Raw genomic sequence first — 889 nt, 5'->3', positions numbered from 1 at the left:
GGCATTCTGGGGCCGCACGTTGGCCAGGTCGAACAGGCCCCCAATGTCGGCGAAGAACGGGTCGTCTACGGGTCCGCAGAACACTTTTCCGCCGCCGGCCGGCAAAATGGCCCCTTGCATCAGGGCCTCATAGCTGGGGGCATTCAACCCCACCGGGCTGCTGATGGAGCGGGGCCCCACGTTGTAAGCGGGCACCCGGCCCCGGTCGACCAGCTGGATAAAAGCCCCCCCCCGCTGGCTTTGCTCCAGCGAGTAGGTGTTCTTCAGATTTTCCTTTCCCAGCCGGATGTTAAAGAAAGTTGAGGGGTCCTCGTTGGTGCGGTGGAACGTAAACCGAAACGTGAGGTCGTCGCCGACGCGGCTCGGGTCGTTCTTGATGTGAATCTCGTAGCGGACGTCTTCCGCGAAGTGGTAGTAGTTCGGCCCGCCCTGCGGCAGCTGGAAGGGAATGAAGTTGGCGATGATGTTAATCATCTCCGGGTCGGAGGGGTCGCGGAAGGCGTACAGGTCGGTGTTGTCGGCCGTCGGGTCGTCGGCGATGAGGGGGGCCTCGCGGTGGCTCGAAGCCTCCAGATTGTTGTGCTGGCCCGTCCAGGTCAGCAGTCCCCCCACCGATGCCGCAGCTAACGCGACTTTAAAGAGGGGTCGGGTAAGCAAGTTTTTCATAAAATTTTGGAGTAAGTGAGAAAAGAGAGAAAATTGAATTTAAACAAAGAAAAAAGTAAATATTTTAAAGTTAGCGGACAAGGGCATAACGCCCACGTGTTACGGCTGTGCTTATTTAATCTGGTCATTAACAATATATTACTGCTGCCATGTGGTACGCAATTGCTCGCAAAAAAGCCTTAAATGGACTTGTCATTTTAGATACAATATTTTGGCTTTTTTC

The 889-nt window shown here is 54.9% G+C and carries 1 protein-coding gene; it reads right to left on the bottom strand.

What is annotated here, in order from left to right; genetic code table 11:
* The coding region (locus ACP7AJ_RS21425; RefSeq protein ID WP_426062280.1) for a DUF4331 domain-containing protein at positions 1-666 on the bottom strand (666 nt) is incomplete at its 3' end.
* Positions 667-889: the final 223 nt, after the last annotated feature.

Origin of the sequence: Hymenobacter sp. B1770, assembly GCF_049896385.1 — a bacterium.
Lineage (GTDB): Bacteria > Bacteroidota > Bacteroidia > Cytophagales > Hymenobacteraceae > Hymenobacter.
The sequence above is the reverse complement of the archived record's forward strand: the minus strand, read 5'-3'. Positions and strand labels throughout refer to the sequence as shown.